Here is a 15034-nt window from a genome sequence, read left to right as displayed (position 1 = left end):
TGCTAGGGGCCGTCCGGCTCGGCGCGCAGCCAGTGACGGTCGGCGTGCGGCGTCCCCGCCTCGGCTCCATGGGCGCGGGCCCGGGCGAGGAGGGCCCGGCGCAGCCCGTCCGCGCCACCGAACAGGGTCTCGGCCTGGCTGGCGTAGTGCAGGGCGGCGGCCAGCCAGCGCTCGACCTCGGCGTCGGTGAGGGGCTGGCAGCGGGCAGCGAGGCCGTCGTGGTCCCGCCCGCGCAAGGGGTAGGGGAAGTCCTCGTACCAGGCGGTGCCGGGCGCGGCGAGGTGCTCCACGGCGATCCGGGACACCACGTGGTCGACATGCCGGCCGGCGGCCAGGGGGCCGTGCACCTGGGTGCCCGGCGGGCACAGCGGACGCAGGGCGTCCCGGATCGCGCCGGGCAGGTCGTCGTCGTCCGGGTGGCGCGCGGCGAAGACCCGGGGTGCCGAGCGGTAGCGGTACCGGCCGTCCGTCGTACGCAGCGCGGCGTCGGTGAAGCCGAGCGAGACGTGCGCGACACCGAGTTCGCCGAGCGCGGCACGGTCCTCACGACGCCGGACCGCGGAGTGGGCGACGTGCCGCCAGGCGTCGGACGGAGCGGGGGCGTGGGGGTGGCGGCACAGCAGGGGCTGGGCGGCTTGCCGCCGGGCGCCGGGTGGGTCGAGGGCGCCGGAGGCCGGGGCCGGGCGGAGACGTACCGGGTTCGAGGTGTGCCGCCGGGTGTCGAGGCCGTCGGGGCGGCGCGCGTCGGGGGCCGGTGCTCCGGCGGTGGCCGGTGCCGCCTCCTCCAGCGCGGACCCGGATGCCGGCTCGACGGCCGGATCGACCTCCTGCGCCGGCCCGTCGAAGACCGTGACCACCGTGACCGGCACCCCCCGCGCGACCCAGTGGGCGAGCCGGCCGCCGAGGGACCAGACCGCATCGTCCGGGTGCGGGGAGACCACCACCTGGGCGCGAGCCTCGCGCTGCGCGCTCATCGGGTGCCGGTCGGCCGGACCCGGGCCGCCTCGGCCTGGACGGCGGCCACATAGCGCTCGGGAGTCCCATCGGGGCCGAGCAGGGCGGTCAGGGCGCGTACCGCGGGCAGGGGATGCAGCATCGCGAACCGCTCCATGTTCCGTCCGTGCTGGTCCCAGCGGCCCGTCCGGGCGTGGCTGAGATGGATGCCGTACGCCTCGGGAACCAGGGAACGCCGCAGCCCCGCGGTGTGCAGCCGCAGCCCGAACTCGATGTCCTCACAGCCCCAGTCGCGCCCGAACTCCTCGTCGAAGCCGCCCACGGAGCGCCAGGCTGCCTTCTCGACAGCCGAGTTGGCGCCGACCAAGCCGAGCCAGGGGGCGACGTCCGGCAGGGACCCCGCGTCCATCGCCTCGACGGCGCGCTCCAGGGCGTTCGCCATCGTGCGGCGCAGGGGATCCCGGCTGCGGGCTTCCGCTACGGATCCGTCCAACTCGGCGGCGACCCGCTGGATTTCCGACCGGGGCGCGTCCTCCAGCGCCGTCAGCAGGCGCGCCGCTGTGGGGAGTTCACGCATCCGGCCATGCAGGAAGAACCCGGGCCGGGCGGCGTCGGCGTACGCCCGCAGGAAGCGGGGGCCGACGACGACGTCGGCGTCGAGGAAGACCACCCAGGCGGCCTCGGCCACGCCGGCACCGGCGTTCCGGGCGGCCGCGCGCCCTTGTCCGGGACCGGGCACCACGCGCAACGGCAGCCGGTCGCGCGCCTCGGCGAGGACCTCGGCGAGTGCCGGACGGCCGTCGGGGGCGTTGTCGTCGACCACGATCACCTCGTGGGCGGGTGCGTCGGTTTGGGCGGCGAGACAGGCGAGCGTGACGCGCAGCCGCTGATGGTCGCCCCGGGTGGGGACCACCACGGCCAGGGTGATCGGAGCGGATGGCAGGGGCGGAGACATGCATCGGCCTTTCCGTCGACAGGGGAATCCGCACCACCCGGCGAAGTCCCGGCGCGCTCCGGAACGCGGGAAACCATGCGGGTGCGCTGCGGAAACCGGCGTGAACGACTGAGGAAGACACGGGATGACGTGGGACCGTCCGCGAATAGCCCGCCTGGGAAGGCTCCACCGACGGAGCCGGGGAAGTCAACCGGGCATGCGGAATTCGGAAAGGCCGCATGATCGGAAAGCACGCGCGGACGCCGGAGCGGTCCCGCCGGGCGATTCCTTCAGGCCATAACAACGCGGAAGCCGATCCGCGTCCGGCGCGTCCGGACGGAGCTCGTCATGCGCGTCTGCGGTCGACCGGAACCGAACGGCGGAGCACGAACCGATCGGCGCCCGGGGCCACCCGAGCCTCGATTTTCGGTCAAGATGCTCTGACAATGGCCTTTCGCATAATGTCGGATTGCTTCAGTGTTACGGTCAGGTCCGATCACCGGCGGACACAGCTGGAGGCAATCACGTGCCACCCTCGCCGCTCGCCCTCGTCATCGGGATCGACGGGGGCACGTTCGATCTCATCGACCCCATGATGGAGCGGGGACTGCTCCCGAACATCAAAAGTCTCTTGACCGCCTCGGCCAGCAGCAGGACCACCTGCACCTGGCCGGCCCACACCGCTCCGGGCTGGTCCACCTTCGTCAGCGCGGCGGACCCCGGCAACCACGGCATCTACCAGTTCTACGACACCCAGGACCCCGACTACGGCGCCCGGGTCACCCAGGCCGGCGACCTGGGGCGGTCCTCGGCATGGGACTGGCTGGCGAGACAGTCGTACACGCTCGGGCTCGTCAACATCCCGATGTCCCATCCGCCGGCGGAACTGCCCGGTTACCAGATCACCTGGCCCCTGGAGCGCACTCTGCGGCACTGCCGCCCCGACGGGCTGCTGCGCGAACTCGCCACGGCCCGGGCGCACTTCCAGTCCGACCTCGCCACGATGTTCCGCGGCGACATGGGCTATCTGGACCAGGCCGAGCGCAATGTCAAGGCCCGGATCCGGTCCGTACGGCATCTGATGACCACCCGGCCCACGGACGTCGTCATGGTCGTCCTGACCGAAGCCGACCGGGTCGGACACCACTACTGGCACTACGAGGACGCAGGGCACCCCCGGCACGAGGGCGCCCCGGCGGACACGGGCTGGGAGCGCGCCCTCACCCGGGTCCACCAGGCCTTGGACACCGCGGTGGGCGAGCTGCTGGCCCTGGTGGACGAGGACACCGTGGTGACGCTCGTCTCCGACCACGGTCTCGGCCGGGGCCGGTACGCGTTCTCCGTGCACCAGGTACTCGAAGAGGCGGGCCTGCTCGCCACCGAGCCCGGTGAGGGGCCCGCCGACGGCACCGCCAGCTGGTTCGCCGACGGCGGACGGCGGGTCGACTTCTCCCGGACGGCCGTCTACATGCCGGTCCCCGGCTCATACGGCCTCAACATCAATCTCAAGGCACGGCAGGCCCGGGGCACGGTGGCCCCCCGGGACCGGGACCGGGTCACCGCGGAGGTGACCGACCTGCTCGGCGGGCTGAAGGGCCCCACCGGAGACCCTGTGTTCCAGGCGGTCCTGCCCCGGCAGGAGGCCTATCCGGGCGGCAACGGCGAGCGCGCCCCCGATCTGCTGCTGGTCCCGGCGGACGAGTCCGTGCTTCCGGTCACCTCGCTGACCGGAACGCTGTGGACTCCCAGCGCTCAGACCGGACTCCACCGGCACGAGGGCATCTGGGCCCAGCGCTCTCCGCGCGTCCGCCCCGGCCGGCTGCCCGGCACGATCCCGCTGACCGACGCGATGCCAACGCTGCTGACGGACCTCGGGGCCGCCTGGCCGGAGGACGTCGACGGCCGCCCGCGCACCGAGGTGTTCGCCGAGGACGTGCCCGTCCCCGGACCGGACGGGCGCCTGGCCCTGCCGTCCGCGGGGCCGTCCGCGCCCGGCCCGGCGGACGCGACGGAGGACTCGGGCGAGGACGACTACACCAGCAGCCGGCTGCGCGAGATGGGCTACCTGTGAGCGATCACCGACACGAAGGGATGCGCGACATGGAACCAGAGGAGACGAAGGCCCGGCTGCGCAAGGTGCTCGTCGACTCCCTCGAACTGTCCATCGACCCGTCCGAGGTCCCGGACAGAGGACTCGTCCAGACGCTGGGACTGGATTCGATCAACACCATCGAGTTCCTGATCTGGGTGGAGAGCGAGTTCGGCGTGGAGATCGCCGACGAAGACCTCTCGATCAAGCTGATCGACGACCTCGACCTGCTCGCCGAGTACGTCAACAACCGGGTGCGGAAGGGCGAGCCCGCCAACGAGCCGGCCTGAGCGCCCGGGCCCCGCCTCCTGGGAGAGTCGATGATTCAGGACATCAACCTCGAAACGCGCAGCCCCCGCCGGAAACCGGGAGAGTTCGAGCTCTCCCTGGACCCTCGTGTCACCGATCCCGCCTCGTTCAAGGTCAGCTTCCTCATCCTGCTGGACGGCGATCTCGTGATGTCGCCGGAGCACCTCGGCGTCGCCTACATGGCCAGCGCCCTGCGGCACGTCGGCTTCACCGCCGAGATCCGGGAGGTGGAGCACGGCGAGGAGCACCATGCGGCGGCGGTCGCCCATCTGCGGGAGTTCCGGCCGGACCTGGTGTGCTTCACGCTGATGAGCCTCAATGTGACCAGCTGCGTCAGCCTGTGCCGGCAGCTGCGCGAGGCCCTGCCGGACACCCCGATCGCCTGCGGCGGCCCGGCCGGTACGTTCGCCGGCCAGGACGTGCTGCGCAACAACCCGTACGCGGACATCGTCGCCGTCGGCGAGGGCGAGCCCACCATCCTCGACCTCGCCCAGCGGCTGTATCTGAAGGAACCGCTGACCGACTGCCCCGGCGTCTGCTACCGGGACGAGGAGGGCGGCATCCACCAGAACCCGGCCCGGCCCCTGATCCACGACCTGGAGGTGCTGCCCTTCCCGGCCCGGGACCAGCTCAGCCAGCACGGCGACAAGCTGGAGTACGTACGGGTCAGCACCAGCCGCGGCTGCGTCGCCAACTGCGCCTTCTGCTCGGCACCCCATCTCAAGAACCGCGTGCAGGCCGGCAAGGCGTGGCGCGGGCGCGGGCCCGAGCAGATCGTCGAGGAGGTCGCGCAGATCGTCGAGCGGCACAAGTTCCGCACGTTCGACTTCGTGGACTCCACCTTCGAGGACCCCGACGGCGGCCGGGTCGGCAAGAAGCGGGTCGCCGCCATCGCCCAGGGCCTCCTCGACCGCGGGCTGGACATCTACTACAACGTCTGCATGCGGGCCGAGAACTGGCACGACACCCCCGAGGACCACGCGCTGCTCGACCTGCTCACCGCCTCCGGCCTGGAGAAGGTGAACGTCGGCATCGAGGCCGGCACCGCCGAGGAACTCCTGCTGTGGGAGAAGCGCGCTACGGTCGAGGACAACGTCACCATCATCCGGATGCTGCGCGAGCACGGCATCTACCTGGCGATGGGGTTCATCCCGTTCCATCCGTACGCCACCGTCGACACTCTGACGGCCAACGCCCGGTTCCTCCGGGACAACTCCGGGCACAACCTGCGCCGGATGACCGAACGGCTGGAGATCTACCCGGGTACGACGATCGTGCGCCGCCTGGAGTCCGACGACCTGCTCGATCACAGCTTCCACGACAGTCTCGACCCGTACGGCTACTCCTACGCGGACGAGAAGGTCGGGCTGCTGGCCAAGCACTTCGCGCGGCTCTACAACAACGAGGACTACCACCGGCGCGGGGTCATCACCGAGCAGTCCGCGGTGTTCGAGTTCGAGACGTACAACGTGGTCCTGCAGACCTTCATCTCCCGGCTGCAGCGCCGCTTCCGCGCGCTGCCCGGCGTGGACGAGGTGATGGAGGAGTTCAAGGAGCAGGTGCACGCCGTCCGCCAGGAGATGGGGCAGTTCAACTACGCCTTCTTCATGGCGAACCTCGAAGCGGTGCTGAACGACTCGCTGGACGCCGACAAGCAGGAGCGCCAGGTCGTCGAGGTCGAACAGTACTTCCGCGACCGGCTCGACCAACTGCGCTCCGAGCAGCTGCGGGTGGGCAAGCGGCTCACCCGGCTCGGAGCGCGGGTGACCGAGGTCAGCTCCACGCTGCCGCCGGTGCGTCCGGGTGGCCTGCCGCGCACGTACACCGGCGAGGGCACCGGTGCCACGTGGTGAACGGGCCGGAGAGGGCCAGGTCGCGGTCTGCAGCCTGAGCAGCCGGGAGCTGGTCGCTCCCCTCTCCGCACTGCCGGGCGTGGCGCTGGCCGGCACGCTGATGACGGCCAACCTCGGGATCGAGGAGCTGCTGCGCACCCTCGCGCGCCGGCCCGCGATCCGGGGGCTGATCGTCTGCGGCCGGGACTCGCCGCGCTTCCTCGCCGGACAGAGCCTGCTCGCCCTCTTCCGGGACGGGGTCGACCCCGAGTGCCGCAGCATCGTCGGAGCGGCGGGCTACCTGCCGCTGCTCCGCTCCGTCCCGCTGCACGAGGTGGAGCGGCTGCGGGCCCGGGTGGAGGTCGTGGACGCGCGCGGGGAGTGCGATCCGCTGGTGCTCGGCGAGATCGTGCAGAAGCTGCGGGCCCGCGTCTGCGCCGCTCCCCCGCCGGCCTCGGGCGGCCGGGCGGTTTCGGGCGGCCCGGCGGCTTCGCAGGACGGCCCCTACGGCCCGGTGCCGGGCTTTCGGCGGCTGCGGGCGGGCGGCAGGCGCGTGGGGCTCAGCCAGGTGCTGGAGGGGTTCGTCGTGATCAGCCTGGACCGGCGTGCTCGGCGGATCGTCCTGCGGCACTACGACAACGATCTGACGCCCCGGCACGAGATGACCGGCGTCCGGGCGGAATCCATGCTGCTGGGGCTGTTGCGCGCCGGGGTGATCACCGACCCGGCCCACGCCGGCTACCTCGGCGGCGAGCTGACCAAGGCCGAGACCGCCCTGCGCCTCGGCCTTTCCTATGTCCAGGACGTGCCGCTGCGCGCACCGGGCCGCCCCGGGGACGCGGTGTTGCCGGTCCACGAGCGAGAGGAGACCCCGGCCGTGACCGACGAATCGCCCGGCCAGCCGAGCATGGCGGAGTTCCTGACCGCCGTCGTGACGGGACTCGGGCTGGAGGGTACGGAACTCGACCCGGATGTACCGCTGGGCACCCAGGTCTCCGTGGAGTCCGTACGCATGATCGAACTGGCCATCCTCCTGGAGGAGGAACTCGGCCTGGACCTCCCGCCCGACCTGGATCTCCGCAAATGCAGCCCACAGGAGCTGTACGGGGTCCTGACGGCCTGACGGCCGAGACACCGGCCCATGGGCAGCCCCCCGCAGGGGCGCCGGCCCGCGTCCGGCATCCGGCTGCCACCGGGTGGGCGCGACCGGCCACGGCGCCGCCGCGGACGGACGACGGCACTCGCGGCACCACCCAGCACCTCGCGGCACCCGGCGAAGCGCTCACGCCGGCCAGATGCGCAGTTCCTCCTTGAGGAGCCGGGCCGTGACCGGCAGGCCCCCGGCCGGGGTCCAGGCGTCGGGGCCGAGAAGGCGGACGGTGAAGCCGTCCGGGGAGAGCCGCTGCCAGGCGCCCACGGCCCCCGTGTCCGGGCCGGTCAGCAGCAGGGTGACCGGACACGGCAATGGGTCGCCGGACGGCGCCGCCGCGTCACCGGGGCCGTAGGCCGGCGCCGGCCCCGGCCAGACCAGCACCCGGGCCGGTGGCGCTCCGGCCGCCCGCGCCGCCCTTACCGCCCGGACCACGGCGGCCGGCAGGGTCTCGCCGGCGGGGCCCGCGCCCGCCACGGCGAGCAGCGCCCAGGGCAGGCCCTCGGCCGTCCCGGACCGGGGCGGGAGCGGGTGTCCCGGGGTGGCCGACAGCACCGCGGTCTCCGGCCGCAGTGCCCCGCGCAGCGCCGGCCCGAGGGCGCCGGCCGGGTCCAGCACCACCAGCCGCAGCACCGGATCCGGGCCCGGCACCTGGAGGAACCGGCTGACGTCCATGGCCGCCGTGCTCATTCGAGTCCGTCCGCGAGTCCGAGGGCGAAGTAGTTCTCGAAGCCCAGCAGCCGCCGCATCCGGGCGTCGCAGCGCTCGACGACCTCCGGTTTCAGCCCGGCGAAGAAGTTCTGCTGCTGCCGGACGTAGCCGCGGCAGTAGTAGTTCAGGATGCCGTGCCGAGGCCGGTCGGTGACGTTGGCGCCGGTCTGGTGCCACAGCCGCCCGTCGAAGATCATGATGCTGCCCGCGGGGGCGCAGACCGGGATCGTCTCCACGTCCCCCTCGCCGCGGTCGTAGTCCGGCTGCCGGCCGAGCAGATGGCTGCCCGGGACCAGCCGGGTGGCGCCGTTGTCCTCGGTGAAGTCGTCCAGCATCCACATGCTGTTGGCGACGAGCGCGTACGGCGGCCAGGGCGGCCGGGCGAACGTCTGGTCCGCGTGGACGTTCATGGAGACGCCGCCGGGGCCCGCTATGTTCGCATGGGTGCTGGACAGCAGGAAGTTGAACCCCAGCACCTCCTCCATCAGCTCCAGAACCAAGGGTTCCCGGACGCTGCGCTCGAATTCCTCGCCCTTGTTGAGCAGACTGAACACCCGCTGGTTTCCGCCGTCGTAGAGAAAGGCGCTGCCGTCTTCCCGTTCCTTTTCCGCCACGTCGAGGAGGCGTTTTCGCAGTTGTTTGAACTCCCGCTCGGTGAGCGGGCATTCAAGGAGGCAGTAGCCGTATTCCTGAAGATCCTCCGCAGCCTTGAGTTTGCTGCTCGTCAGGTTGGCAGACATAAAAGCGAATTTATCAGCGGGACGGGGCGCGCGGAAGAGACGGAAACGGAGTTCAGGACAGCAGGACCTCGGCGAGCCGGTCCACCTGCGTGAGCCGTGCCGCGGTCGGATGGAAGATCACCTCGTCGAATCCCGCGGCGGTCAGCCGGTCCACCTGTTCGCGGACGCCTTCCGGTGTGCGCGGGGTTTTCGCGACAAACGATTCGGCCTCGTCCCCGAGCACCCCGAAGTACTGCCGGACGAACGCGGCGGCCTCCTCGGCCACGTCCTCGCCGAGCCAGAACCGGGAGAGCGCGACGAGCCGGGGCCGCCCGGTACGGCCCGCGCGGTCCCAGGCGGCGCGGACCTCCTCGGCCCAGGGCGCCACGCGTTCGGGCTCCAGACCGGGCGCGGTCCAGCCGTCGGCCCAGCGCACCGTTCGCCGTACGGCGGCCCGGCTGACCCCGCCGACCAGCAGCGGCGGTACGGTGCCCGGCAGTTCGCCGGTGTCGCCCTTCGCGCGGAGCCGGGCCAGTTCGGCGAGCTGGGCGTCGAACACCGCGGCCCTGCTCGTGAAGTCCCGCCCGGCCGCCCGGAAGTCGTCGGCGCGCACCCCGGGCCCCAGTCCGAGCGTGAGCCGGTCCCCGGCGAGGGAGGCGACGGTGGCGGCCTCTTTGGCGAGCACCGCGGCGGTGGTCAGCGGGGCGACGAGGATGTTGGTGGACAACCCGATGCGCGAGGTGACCCCGGCCGCGGCGGCCAGCACGGCGAGCGGCTCGTGACCGGGGTAGCACAGCCGGTGGGTCGCGGCGACGGACGAGAAGCCGCGCTCCTCGGCCCGCACCGCCCACCGGGTCTGGAGTGCCCCGGAGGCGCCTGGGACGGTGTTGGGGAACGCGATGCCGATCTTCATGGTGTGCTCCGCTGACGGGACACGGCCGACGGCCGGTCGGAACCGAGCAGGTGGTAGGGGGTCGGGGCGAGGCCGGGCGGTCCGTCGGTGCTGTCGACGACGACCTGGCGGCGGCGGTAGGCGTCGAGTTCGTTGGTCACCCGGTCCCAGGCCGTCCCGGCCGAGCCGCTCGCCTCGGGCGGCAGCTCGAGGTCGACCAGCCGGTAGTCGTTCACCCACACCCGTTCGGCGTGCAGTGCCTCGGCGACCGTACGCGCGTGCCCGGCGTCCGCCGACCAGACTCCGGCGCTGAGCCCGTACCGGGAGGCGTTGGCGACGCGGACGGCGTCGGCGTCGTCGCGGGCCCGAAGGACGGACAGCACGGGGCCGAAGATCTCCTCCTGGGCCACGGTGTCCTCGGGCGACACGTCCGCGAGCACCGTCGGCAGGAAGTAGGCGCCCGGGTCCAGTCCCCCGGGCAGTTCCCCCGGCTCGGGCATCCGGCCCCCGCACACCAGCCGCGCGCCCTCCGCGAGACCGCGCTCGGTGAAGTGCCGGGCGGTGCGGGCCTGGTTGCGGGAGACCAGCGGGCCGAGGTCGGTGTCCGGGTCCAGCGGGTTGCCGAGGCGCAGGGCGCCGGCCCGTTCCCGTACCCGGTCGACGAACTCGTCGTACACGTCGGTGTGCACCACGGCCCGGGAACCGGCCATGCACACCTGCCCGTTGTGCAGGAAGATGCCCCAGGCCACGCCGGCGGCGGCCCGGTCGAGGTCGGCGTCGGCGAGGACCACGTTCGGTGACTTGCCGCCGAGGTCCAGTCGGGTGCTCACCCCGGTCCCCGCGGCGCCGACGCGCACGCTCTCCCCCACGGCGTCCGAGCCGGTGAACGCCACCAGATCGACGCCGGGGGCCCGTACCAGGCTGTCCCCGGTGGTGCCGCCGGGTCCGGTGACGACGTTGACGACGCCGGGGGGCAGGCCGCACTCGTGCATCAGCCGGACCAGTTCCAGGGCCGTGAGCGAGGTGAAGGACGCCGGTTTGACCACGCACGTGTTGCCCGCCGCGAGGGCCGGGGCGATGCGCCAGGCCGCCAGCAGCAGCGGCAGGTTCCAGGGGATGATCGCGGCGACCACGCCGAGCGGGTGCCAGCACAGATAGTGCGGCGGCCGGTCCTCGGTGGCGCCGGGCCGGCCGAGCCGTGCGGGCAGCCGCTCGGCCCACCAGGCGCTCCAGGCGAACGCGGCACGCGCTCCGGGGACGTCGGCGCCGAGGGCCTTGCGCAGGGTGGTGCCGTTGTCGCGGACCTCCAGCTCGGCGAGGCGGCCGGACTCCGCGGAGAGCCGATCGGCGATCCGGCGGAGCACCGCGGCGCGTTCGCCGGGCGTCATCCGGGGCCAGGGGCCCCGGTCGAAGGCGCGGCGGGCCGCCGCCACCGCCGTCTCGACGTCCGCCGGGCCGCACCGTGGCACGTCGGCGAGGTGCCGGCGGGTGGCCGGCTCGAACGTGCGGAAGGTCGCGCCGTCCCGGGCCGGGGCCGGACCGCCGTCCACGTACCTCGGGAAGTGCTCTGCCATCTGCCTCCTCCTCGTCGGGTCGGTCCACTCGCTTGGTGCGGTCAGGGTGCGGCCAGGTCGCAGCGCAGGCCCCGCCCGGCGGTCGGCCCGCTCTCCAGCAGTTCGGTGACGGTCACCCGGCGCACCGTCAGTGCGCCGGGGCGGGTGCACCGGGACAGGGCGACTGCGGCGCGGTAGGGGGCGGGCACGCACTCCAGGTCCCACACCCGCCACGGCCGCCCGTCCGGGCCCCGCACGGTCGCCGGGCCGGGGTCCGCCAGGTGTACGGGCGTTCGCATGCCCTCCCGCAGCCGGCCGCCCCAGGCCTTGACGCAGGCCTCCTTGCGCACCCACAGCCGGAAGAACAGGTCCCAGGCCTCGTGCCCGGCCCGGGCCGCGACGGCGGCGGCCTCGTCGGCGGGGAAGAATCGAGCGGCGATCCGCGCGGCGGCGACCCGCCGTACGCGTTCGATGTCGGTGCCGACCGGTTCGCCCCAGGTGACCGCCAGCAACGTCAGGCCCGCCGTGTGCGAGAGGTTGAAGGCCAGGCCCGAGCCCCGCCCGACGCCGGCCACCTCGGGTTTGCCGTTCTTCCGCCGGGTGAACCGCAGCGCCGCGGGGGCCTCGCCGGTGAGGGCGCCCAGGCACCGGCGCAGCAGGGCCTGGTTGAGGGCGAAGGCGTCCTGGTCCGCCCGGGACCTCAGCTGCGCCATCCGCTCGCGGTCGGCCGCGGGCAGCAGCATCCGTGCGGTGCGCACCACCCGGTCCGGCGCCCGGGTGGAGACGCACCACAGCAGCACGGGCGCGGCCTGCGTGCTCACGGTGGTGTGTCGAGCCGTGCCGGGAGCGCCGCCACCCCGAGCGGCAGCAACTGGGAGGTGTGCGCCACGTCGCCGGGCGCCACCGCCAGCCCGATACGGGGGTGGGCGGCGAGCAACTCGCCGATTCCGGCGGCGTGCTGGACCAGGACCAGGTCGGTGGCGGGGCACCGATGGGGTCCGGCGCCGAAGGAGAGCGTGGGCGTCTCGGGCCGCTCGATGTCGAGTTCGCCGGGCCGGTCGAGCACGCGCGGGTCCCGGCAGGCGGCCGAGACCAGGGGCAGCACCGCGGCGCCGGCCGGGACGCGCACCCCGGAGAGCTCGACGTCCTCGGTGGCCATCCGCAGCAGGCCGTCGTTGCTGGACGGGTAGAACCGCAGCAGCTCGGCCACGGCGCCCGGGATCAGCTCCGGCCGCCGCACCAGCCGGTCCCGGACGCCGGGGTCGGCCAGCACGCCGTAAAGATGGCGGGCGAGCAGGTCGCGCACCCCGATGAAGCCGGAGATGACCAGCCCGTGGAGCAGGACGACCCGCTCCTCGTCGGTCAGTTTCCCGCCCCCGGCGTCCGGGTCGTCCTGCCCCAGCAGGACTCCGGCGACGTCGTCGCCGTCGCGGGAGCGGCGCTCGTCGAGGAGGCCGGTGAACGCCTTCGCCAGCCGGGTCCGGCAGGCCTCCTGCTCCGGTCCGTCGGCGTCGCCGGACATCAGCAGGCTCTCGACGTCACCGGTGATCTCCCGCCACCGGTCGCCGTCGAACCCCAGCAGCTCGCAGACGACCCGGCCGGCGAACGGGGCGGTGTAGGAGCCCACCAGGTCGACGGGCTCCGGGATCTCCCCGAGGGACGCGGCCAGGTGCCCGGCGATCTCCTCGATGCGCGCCCGCCACCGGGCCGTGCGCGCGGCGGAGAAGGCCGCGGCGACCGGGGTACGGAAGGCGGTGTGCCGGGGCGGGTCGAGGTCCACGATCCCGGCCCCCTGGCTCCGCCCGAAGCCGGTGCCCGGCAGGGCGGCGGCCCGGGCCCGGCTGAACACCGGGTCGGTCAGGACGGTCCGGACGTCGGCGTCCCTGGTGACGAGCCAGATGGCGGTGCCGTCGGCGAGCCGCACCCGGGAGACCGGCTCCTCGGCGAGCAGCCGGGCGTACCGCGGTGGAACGGTGCCGCCGGGGCCCGCCGGATAGGGGAAGACCTCGTCCGCGGCGGTGTTCACCGGGCCGTCGGCGGTGGTGCTCACCGGGCCGTCCCCAGCGGGTATCCGGGCGCGGCGCGCCGTACGGTCGGTTCCACCGGCGTGAAGGGGAAGTCCTGGGCCAGCACCTGGTTGTCCAGCTGGTGTTCCACCACGATGGTGCCGGCGCCGTAGTCCTCCGAGATCTGCTCGACGTCCTCCGCCGTGACCAGCCCGTCCGGCCGGCCCAGCAGCTCGGCCACGCCCCGGGCGGGAGCGAGCAGTTCGAGGGCGAAGCCGCGGGCCAGGTGCTGGCGGTGGGTGTGCGCGGCGACGATGAGGAAGTCCGGGTCGTTGTCGCAGATGAAGTGGCAGATGGCGCGGGCCTGGAGGAAGCGGCGGGGCCGCTCGGTGTAGCGCCGGCTGGAGACCAGCACAGGTCCCTGGGCGCCCTCGCGGCGGCCGAAGGCGACCAGTCCCCGGTCGACGTACGGCGTCGGCTCGGTGACGTAGGTGAGCAGCGCGTCGGTCTCGAACCGCTCGGTGTCCCCCACCCCCGCCCAGGCACGGACCCGGCGGGCGAGTTCGTAGCCGAGGTGCCAGGCGTTGTCGAGGCGGCCCGGGTCGAGGAACGTCTCGCGGACGTCGGCGCACACCTCGCGGAGTTCGGCGACGGCGGGGTCGGCCGGCCGGCCGGCCGGTGCGGTACCCGCCACCTCACGGGCGCGTTCGAGCCAGGCGAGCTGGTCGGTGATGCGCTCGGGGCGCACGCCGTTGAGGAAGTCGAAGGCGTGCGACTCGGGCAGCTCCCGTACCACCCGCCGGATGGCGTCGGCGTAGGGTTCGGCCTCCGTGTAGGGGTCCAGTCCGAGTCGGGCCGCAGCGCGGCAGAAGGCGGCCTCGTCCTCACCGGTGCCGCGCAGCGCGGTCCACTCCTGCTGGAGCGGCGTGTCGTCGAAGCCCCACTCGGTCAGCCGGGCGACGACCGCGTCCACGAGGCCGCGCAGGGTCTCGGTGAGTGCCTCGGAACCGACGACGAGGTTGCCGCGCGCGAGGTAGCGGGGGCCGGGCCGGGGATCGGGGCCGCCGTCCGGCATCCACACGATCCGGGTCTGCCGTCCCTCGGGCACCAACAGCACGTCCGGCCAGCGGAATCCGTCACAGGCGGCCCGCATGACGTGCCGCCGTGACCGCTGCCACCAGGAGCCGCGCTGGTCGCCGACGCCGTTCTTGTAGGCGAAGCGCAGCTGGGAGATCTGGGTGCCGGGGCGGGCGTCCGCCGTCAGCGACCACCAGTTGAAGGCGATCCACTCGGCGAGCGGGTACAGCGAGCCGGTCGTGTACGGCCGTACCGTGCCGGTGGCCGGGTCCTCCACGGTGGTCAGCGGGGTGTGGGTGCCGATGCTCATCTCGACATCGGCCCAGGTCACGGTCCGTTCGTCGCGGACGTCCGTAATGGGCTCGTGCCATTTCCAGCTGAGCGAGAACTCGGGCAGTGTGCTCATGCGAGCCCCTCCGGCCATTCGCTCGGGTGCAGGGTGTAGCCGGTGTAGCGGCCCGGGTCCGCGCCGGCCAGCCGGAACTCCTGGACGACGTCGCCGGTGCGGTACCAGGCGTACCGCGGGAAGTCGCGCTCCCAGGGCCCGCCGAGCGCCCCGTCCGTGAGCGCGGCGCGCAGCAGATCCTCCGGCGTCCGGCCGGCGGGCACCGCCCAGGGGAGGGTGTCGGCCGAGTGCGGGTCCCACGCGACGTACGCCGCCTTGCGGGCCAGCGCGTCCCGGTCCACCCCGGCCGGGGGTTCGGTCACGGTCCGGCGCCGTTCGCGCCGCCGTTCGGGTGGTCGAATGTCGCGCATGCGCGGACCTCCAGGGGAAGAGGGACGAAACAGACGGGACGACGGACAGCCG

General features: G+C 73.4%; 14 protein-coding genes. 4 read left to right on the top strand and 10 right to left on the bottom strand.

The features are described 5' to 3' along the window. Nucleotides 1-2: 2 nt before the first annotated feature. Together ABZZ38_RS13625 and ABZZ38_RS13620 are read right to left on the bottom strand one after the other, a co-directional pair. Nucleotides 3-974, bottom strand: coding sequence for a PIG-L family deacetylase (locus ABZZ38_RS13625; protein ID WP_356739029.1), 972 nt, complete (start codon nucleotides 972-974; stop codon nucleotides 3-5). Further along, nucleotides 971-1909: a glycosyltransferase family 2 protein gene (locus ABZZ38_RS13620; protein ID WP_356739027.1), complete on the bottom strand. Its 939-nt coding sequence runs from the start codon at nucleotides 1907-1909 to the stop codon at nucleotides 971-973. Before ABZZ38_RS13620 ends, ABZZ38_RS13625 begins: the two co-directional genes overlap by 4 nt. A gap of 505 nt (nucleotides 1910-2414) precedes the next feature. Between ABZZ38_RS13620 and ABZZ38_RS13615 the strand changes: the two genes are divergently transcribed. From ABZZ38_RS13615 to ABZZ38_RS13600, 4 genes are read left to right on the top strand one after another with little or no spacing between them, the layout of a single operon-like run. Beyond that, nucleotides 2415-3959: an alkaline phosphatase family protein gene (locus tag ABZZ38_RS13615; protein ID WP_356739025.1), complete on the top strand. Its 1545-nt coding sequence runs from the start codon at nucleotides 2415-2417 to the stop codon at nucleotides 3957-3959. 29 nt (nucleotides 3960-3988) lie between these two features. Next, complete coding sequence (locus ABZZ38_RS13610) at nucleotides 3989-4267, top strand: phosphopantetheine-binding protein (RefSeq protein WP_356739023.1); 279 nt, start codon at nucleotides 3989-3991, stop codon at nucleotides 4265-4267. A gap of 30 nt (nucleotides 4268-4297) precedes the next feature. After that, on the top strand, nucleotides 4298-6139 hold the full coding sequence (locus ABZZ38_RS13605; protein ID WP_356739021.1) for a radical SAM protein: 1842 nt from the start codon (nucleotides 4298-4300) through the stop codon (nucleotides 6137-6139). Beyond that, nucleotides 6126-7241 (top strand): hypothetical protein, encoded by a 1116-nt coding sequence (locus tag ABZZ38_RS13600; RefSeq protein ID WP_356739019.1) that lies wholly within the window; start codon nucleotides 6126-6128, stop codon nucleotides 7239-7241. Before ABZZ38_RS13605 ends, ABZZ38_RS13600 begins: the two co-directional genes overlap by 14 nt. Nucleotides 7242-7400: 159 nt before the next feature. Here the strand turns inward: ABZZ38_RS13600 and ABZZ38_RS13595 are convergent, their stop codons facing one another. The 8 genes from ABZZ38_RS13595 to ABZZ38_RS13560 are packed head-to-tail and all read right to left on the bottom strand — an operon-like array spanning nucleotide 7401 to nucleotide 14982. Further along, a complete protein-coding gene (locus ABZZ38_RS13595) occupies nucleotides 7401-7958 on the bottom strand; it encodes a hypothetical protein (RefSeq protein WP_356739017.1) in 558 nt (185 codons plus the stop codon). Continuing rightward, on the bottom strand, nucleotides 7955-8719 hold the full coding sequence (locus ABZZ38_RS13590; RefSeq protein ID WP_356739015.1) for a phytanoyl-CoA dioxygenase family protein: 765 nt from the start codon (nucleotides 8717-8719) through the stop codon (nucleotides 7955-7957). Before ABZZ38_RS13590 ends, ABZZ38_RS13595 begins: the two co-directional genes overlap by 4 nt. A 52-nt stretch (nucleotides 8720-8771) precedes the next feature. Continuing rightward, nucleotides 8772-9611 (bottom strand): LLM class flavin-dependent oxidoreductase, encoded by an 840-nt coding sequence (locus ABZZ38_RS13585; protein ID WP_356739013.1) that lies wholly within the window; start codon nucleotides 9609-9611, stop codon nucleotides 8772-8774. Further along, nucleotides 9608-11164: an aldehyde dehydrogenase family protein gene (locus ABZZ38_RS13580; RefSeq protein ID WP_356739011.1), complete on the bottom strand. Its 1557-nt coding sequence runs from the start codon at nucleotides 11162-11164 to the stop codon at nucleotides 9608-9610. Before ABZZ38_RS13580 ends, ABZZ38_RS13585 begins: the two co-directional genes overlap by 4 nt. A 41-nt stretch (nucleotides 11165-11205) precedes the next feature. After that, complete coding sequence (locus ABZZ38_RS13575) at nucleotides 11206-11964, bottom strand: 4'-phosphopantetheinyl transferase superfamily protein (protein ID WP_356739009.1); 759 nt, start codon at nucleotides 11962-11964, stop codon at nucleotides 11206-11208. Then, nucleotides 11961-13193: a cytochrome P450 gene (locus ABZZ38_RS13570; RefSeq protein ID WP_356739007.1), complete on the bottom strand. Its 1233-nt coding sequence runs from the start codon at nucleotides 13191-13193 to the stop codon at nucleotides 11961-11963. Before ABZZ38_RS13570 ends, ABZZ38_RS13575 begins: the two co-directional genes overlap by 4 nt. Beyond that, a complete protein-coding gene (locus ABZZ38_RS13565; RefSeq protein ID WP_356739005.1) occupies nucleotides 13190-14632 on the bottom strand; it encodes a hypothetical protein in 1443 nt (480 codons plus the stop codon). Before ABZZ38_RS13565 ends, ABZZ38_RS13570 begins: the two co-directional genes overlap by 4 nt. Beyond that, nucleotides 14629-14982: a hypothetical protein gene (locus ABZZ38_RS13560; protein ID WP_356739003.1), complete on the bottom strand. Its 354-nt coding sequence runs from the start codon at nucleotides 14980-14982 to the stop codon at nucleotides 14629-14631. The genes ABZZ38_RS13565 and ABZZ38_RS13560 overlap by 4 nt, the downstream gene beginning before the upstream one ends. Nucleotides 14983-15034 lie beyond the last annotated feature (52 nt).

This window comes from Streptomyces sp. NPDC006368 (assembly GCF_040612535.1).
Classification (GTDB): Bacteria; Actinomycetota; Actinomycetes; order Streptomycetales; family Streptomycetaceae; genus Streptomyces.
The sequence above is the reverse complement of the archived record's forward strand: the minus strand, read 5'-3'. Positions and strand labels throughout refer to the sequence as shown.